Consider the following 6,019-nt stretch of genomic DNA (forward strand, 5'->3'; position numbering starts at 1 on the left):
ATTAACCGTCTAATACTTTTGATCAAAGACAAGTCTATTGTTTCCAAGTATATAATATCAGATAATTGAAGATGGTCTGATATTAAATCGTTATTATGACCAGAGGGAAGGTTGATAATAATATTACTCGTATTTTCCTGAATACTGCTTGAACCTGTGGGAGACGTAAGAGAAAATAACGCAACGAACCCCGCAATATAAAAATACTTTGTATTCATAAGTTCTGTAGATTGTATGATTGTATAATATTCCCCGCTTGCCAACGCCTCCAGATTGGTCAATGCAAATCACTCAGATTCACATCACTTTTCATACTTTTGTTCACTCCGAAACCTGCGGTTGTGAGGAGTGCAAGGGCGAACAGCCCCGATAAAACTCTTTTCTTCATAAACAAAAAATTTAAATGAATGATATGATCACTTATAGTTCCTTCCTCCGAAGAAGAAGGAGTTTTGCTTCTTCGTTTTCAATAAGTTCATTTTGTCCATTTCGCAAAGGTGGCAAAGTTCATAATTTAAACCATTTTTTTTGACTCACTTATAACTCACTTTTTATAATACATTGAAAATCATAGTGATATTTTATGTTCATTCCTGTTTTTCTTGTAAAGTAACAGAATTATTGAGAATTGACAAAAGAATAAATTGTTAAGATTCTGTTCAAATTCTGTCGGCTATTTATTCGATCTTCTTAGGTTTTTGTTCCAATAGCATGTTCCGGAATGAGGGTTCACCGATTCCAGACCGACCATTCTTTTCCGACGGACAGATCGGAAGGAACCGGTTTTCCATCGGATATTCTGGGTGCTTCCCGAATGAGACCGACGCATAGGGTACTATATATGATGAATTATTACAGGTTCAATTAAAAGAAATAGTTTACAGATCAATTTCAAATTCTACCAAGGTAGGTTCCGGTAAATTGGATATGGCATAAATCTTTTTATTGTCCGGATCAATCGCGATGTTATTAACAGGAATATCCAGGTGATAGCATATAAGCGGAGTTCCTTTCCAATTGAATACATATATATATTGAGCTTCAAATGCCTTTGCCCCTAACTTGGAAATTGTCTTGCCGGAATATAGCGCATAGATATACTTGTCTGTTACATAGATATCTGTGAATGCGCTGATACCATCTTTGGTTATAGGGCTTGACATGCTTCCCCCCTCATTTTGTACTGTAAATTGAGGATAATCATAAACTAATAAAAACTCCTGACTGACCGACTTCTCTTTTATATTGTAAATGCCTAAGATAGTCCCATATAAGGAAGCATATACAAGTTTATCTCCATCTGGATTGATGGCAAGTGATCCTTGATAACCGAGAGCAACATTTCTGTGATCGATTTTTTTCGTCTCTTTATCAGTTGGAAAATCCATGAATAATCCAATATCTTCTCCGTCTGCATCGATTAATTTGAACATGTTTGACTCATATAGTCCGAATCCCACATAGTGGTTGTGTTTTGTAGGAATAACCATTGAGTTGGATATAGAATTAAAAGAAATCATTTTTTCGTAAAATATTGCTCCCTTCATTAACGAGTCAATACGTATTTTCTTTAGCGAATTGTCTAACAGATCGTATGACAGAAAGTCGATATGGGAATGATGGATCAAAGAATAAGGATGTAGAAATTCGTTGAGTCCCTGTCCTTTCACGCCCAGATTATTGATATATTTGTTGTTTTTTATATCAAACACGTGGAACATTCGTTCGTTATTATAGTCTAAAGTAATCAAAACAGAATCACTGATAAGCATTTTACCAGAACTACCCATTAGGTAATCCGATTCGTATGTCAGTTCATTATGATTTAATCTTTTTGTGTTATTAAATAGACCAGTTAGAGAATCCGTGTTATTTTCGCACGAAAAGAAAACAAAAATAACGAGAGAGCATACAATATAATTCTTCATTAAAACTCTTTTTCTCATAGACACAAATTTAAATTGAATGATATGATCACTTATAGTTCCTTCCTCTATATTTTAAGTTGTCGGCCCAATCACTGGAATAATGCTTCACTACTTTTTCCAATTCCCGCCTTTTATCTCCCGCCGATCTTGTGCAAGAACAGTTATCATGCTCGTTTCATTTGAACCAGTATTTAATTAATATTGGATTTTCTTCCATTTCGGCCCGCAATAATTCTTCAAAAACTTCTTTTGGTCGGTCATCCAGCATTTCTTTTGTAATACGTTTTTCTAAATCAACCCACTGGGAAGGCATCAACACGTATTCATCTGTAACAATTATTTCTTCGCCACGATACGAATTAAACTGTACATTTCAAGCTGTTCCTTTCCCATTTTGTACACTACAGGATGAATAGGCCGGAAAAAAAAACCCTCAAAAGATGTCCGGTTCAAAAACGGCCGGACATCTTTGGCTTCAAATTCCGCGTAAAACCGTGTTACTTTAGCTTCCTGTTTCTTATTACAAGAAATAACTAAAGATACTACTAAGAGAAATATGGTTGTTTTTCTCATTTGAATTCTATTCAATCACGCTGACACCAAGTTTAAAGTCCGGATCAACATACAGAGCATATACCATATTTGTTTTTATGTCTCCCGCAATTCTACCGATAGGTACATTATAATTGATTATTTTAAGTAAGTTTCCATCATAATCATACACGAACAGTGTTTGAGGGAGTTTTTCAAAATTCCGTCCTACCTGGGATTCATCTGTGGGGTCATTTTCATAATCTCTTTGTAGTGCTACAATGAAATCTTTGGTGAGTGCCATCCCATATATCCCTTTTCTGGAATTGTCAAAAACAACACGGTTGTTGTCTTCACTGTATTTATACTCTTCCCTGTTCTCCCAGATTAACCTGAAATTATCGTCATCTTTTTTATAACAACTGAAATAATTAACATCCATATTCCCTGTCACCAACAGTTCTTTATCGGGATTATATAAAATAACAGAGCCAAAATTCTGTTTCTTATCCGGCAGTATATATTCTCCAAAGTCTGTTTCTACACCGTTGGAATATAGTTTGTATGCCTTTTCTTCATTGTTCCTGTTAAAACCTACATATAAGTGGTCCTCCAACCGCATATTGTATCCCTTTGACCTGATCAGGGAGTCTTCTTTCGGGAGTTCTATGAAAGCATCGCCTGTTTCGTCAAATCTGTCTACGGATAAATATCCTTTAGTATTTCCGTTTACATCATATACATACAGACAATTGTCCCATATATTATCACTTACCATGGGACTGACATATTCATTGGGGCCTTGCCCGATATTTCCAAAAGAACTTACCTCAGTGCCGCTGTTCTTATCTAAAAGATGCAGAAAATGCCCTGAGGTAAATGGTCCGAACCAAGCGATGTGTTCATTCAACATGTAAAGCCCTCCCGGAAAATTTGTTAGAATCTCATCATTTAGAACTTTAAAATCAGAGATAGTCCTGCTCACTTCGTCGTTTTTTGTATTTACACATGAGATGATTAGCAGACAAACCGTAAATAGACAAATATGTTTTTTCATATGACTGTTGATTTTTTACATATTGAAGAATAAATGTTTAGCTCTCTTTTACTGCAAAGGAAGTCTTGTAATTAAAAATACTTTTTCTCAATGGAATTATAAATTAGCTGTGTAGCATGGAATGGCTTGTTTGACTCACTCCAAAACCTGCGGCTACCAGAAGTGCGAGGGCGAACAGCCCCGATAAAACTCTTTTCTTCATAGACACAAATTTAAATGAATGATATGATTACTTATAGTTCCTTCCTCCGAAGAAGAAGGAGTTTTTGCTTCTTCGTTTTCAATAAGTTCATTTTGTACAATTCGCAAAGGTGGCGAAGTTCATAATTTAAACCAATTTTTTTGACTCACTTATAACTCATTTTTTATAATGCATTGAAAATCATCGTGATATTTTATATTCATTGCTGTTTTTCTTGTAAAGGAACAGAATAAATGAGAATTGACAAAAGGAAAAATTGTTAAGATTCTGTTCAAATTCTGTGGGCTATTTATTCGATCTTCTTAGGGGTTTGTTCCAATAGCAGAATAAGAGAAAAGAGTGGAAAGCGAATAATATATTTCATTGAACATTCGATCTTTTCGAGAAAATTATTCTCTAAGTTCATAATAAAACAATAAGGGGTTAGAATCCTCTGATAAATTTTCAATCATGTCAATTTCAAATTGATTAAACTCAAACTTTATTTTCCCCGATTTGTAATAGTCAATGAAAAGAGGTACATCATTGATATTCATATAAGCATACATGCCTTTTTTATCTGAACAAGCCATATAATGGGGAATTGATCCTTCAAAAACCTTGTAAACATAATCGTCAAAAAGACCCTCATATAAATTTGCGGATTTGTTTGTTTTCGAAAAAACAATTGTATTTAATTTATACCCATCAGAGTATTCACAAATTATATAGTCGCTTATTTCTAAAAAATTCAATATGGATTTTATTTTATTTAAGTTATTAATATCAGCAATAATTCCGGGAAAAGAAAGATCGAACGTTTCAAGATCGTCTTTTTTTAACAATCTGTTGCTTTTAATTTGGAAGTATGGAGAAATATTATTTTCAATGGAAAAAACGGTATTGGAATAAATGGGTGCGTAATAAGGTGAATGACTGTTTTTAGAGTAAAAATAACTGTTGTTCTTAAAAGTGATTAACTGGAAGCCCAGATTATATATCTCAGAAGAAAGGTATTCATCTAATAGTTTTCCGGAGTTAATATCGATTTTTATCAATAATGGAGCTGCCCTTTTTGTTGAAATCTTATTTGGTTGATAATCTGTGAATAACTGGTTGTTGCTGTATTGTATATGTCCCAATACGCCATCAATTGTATTATGAATGTTAATTGAAGAGATATGCTCCCCTGTGAATTTATATACGTGGATTTTTGATATATAATTATCAAGAATAAAGATCAATTTATTATTTTCATCGAGTGTAAAATCCGAGATATTACTAAACTCTCCTGGGCCGTTTCCCAAATGCCCTATTTGTCTTATAAATCTACCTGCTTTGTTAAAGCAATAAAGTTTTTTGTATCCTCGGTCTAAAATAAAGATACAATCATTTGTTACCTGAATGGCATCGATCGATTTTAGCAGATTCTTTTCAGATGTTTCCAATATAATAGGTTTTACAGATTTAAAATAGGAGGAAATCGAACCAACCCCCCTATTTCCCAATGTGTCGATATCCACGTTATAATAGGCTTCATTCTCGCTTAATTCCTTTTGATATCCTCTACAAGATATTTGGAGTATACTCAAAACAAGGAAAATCCATCTAATACAATTCATAATTGTTATTTGTTTTTTTGGAGAGGTTGACTGGAATATGCATCACGATAATAGGAGTTAGAATATTTCATGTTGATCCAGCCAACCTTCCTCAAATAGTATTTAGCATTTTCTAGTGATTGTCTCTCTGGAGTCAAAAGGATTTCCATTACAATCTGTTCCTGTAGACCCTATTGTTCCTGAACAAGAGCCATTACTTCCGTTACAACTAAAAGAATAGGTCGTTATGTATGTATATCCTCCATAACAAACTATTCGGTCAGTAGATGAGGATTGAAAGGTATAGCATGGCCCATTACCACCTCCATTTTCATTCTGAGCCAACGCCTCCACATTGGTCAATGCCAAATCACTCAGATTAGCCTCACTTTTCATTGTTTGACTCACTCCGTAGCCTACGGCTACCAGAAGCGCTAGGGCGAACAGCCCCGATAAAACTCTTTTCTTCATAGACACAAATTTAAATGAATGATATGATTACTTACAGTTCCTTCCACCGAAGGAGAAGGAGTTTTTGCTTCTTCGTTTTCAATAAGTTCATTTTGCACAGTTCGCAAAGGTGGCGAAGTTCATTATTTAAACCAATTTTTTTGACTCACTTATAACTCACTTTTTATAATACATTGAAAATCATCGTGATATTTTATATTCATTGCTGTTTTTCTTGTAAAGGAACAGAATAAATGAGAATTGACAAAAG

6 protein-coding genes are annotated in these 6,019 nt (G+C 34.2%); all 6 read right to left on the minus strand.

The genetic code is table 11. From position 1 onward, the window contains the following. The coding region (locus D7D25_RS18320; protein WP_221408029.1) for a hypothetical protein at nucleotides 1–218 on the minus strand (218 nt) is incomplete at its 3' end. A 660-nt stretch (nucleotides 219–878) separates the two neighbouring features. Further along, the gene (locus D7D25_RS17255; protein ID WP_158602663.1) at nucleotides 879–1,928 is read right to left on the minus strand and encodes a BF3164 family lipoprotein; all 1,050 of its coding nucleotides are present in this window, start codon (nucleotides 1,926–1,928) and stop codon (nucleotides 879–881) included. Between the two features lie 175 nt (nucleotides 1,929–2,103). Beyond that, on the minus strand, nucleotides 2,104–2,241 hold the full coding sequence (locus tag D7D25_RS17260) for a hypothetical protein (protein WP_255417378.1): 138 nt from the start codon (nucleotides 2,239–2,241) through the stop codon (nucleotides 2,104–2,106). A gap of 267 nt (nucleotides 2,242–2,508) precedes the next feature. Beyond that, entirely contained in the window at nucleotides 2,509–3,516 is a 1,008-nt protein-coding gene (locus D7D25_RS17270; RefSeq protein ID WP_122970161.1) for a BF3164 family lipoprotein, read from the minus strand. 591 nt (nucleotides 3,517–4,107) lie between these two features. Further along, nucleotides 4,108–5,319, minus strand: coding sequence for a 6-bladed beta-propeller (locus D7D25_RS17275; RefSeq protein ID WP_122970162.1), 1,212 nt, complete (start codon nucleotides 5,317–5,319; stop codon nucleotides 4,108–4,110). Nucleotides 5,320–5,421: 102 nt separating this feature from the next. Then, entirely contained in the window at nucleotides 5,422–5,769 is a 348-nt protein-coding gene (locus tag D7D25_RS17280; RefSeq protein ID WP_122970163.1) for an NVEALA domain-containing protein, read from the minus strand. Between the last annotated feature and the right edge of the window lie 250 nt (nucleotides 5,770–6,019).

The sequence above is a fragment of the Proteiniphilum sp. X52 genome (assembly GCF_003712195.1).
GTDB lineage: Bacteria > Bacteroidota > Bacteroidia > Bacteroidales > Dysgonomonadaceae > Proteiniphilum.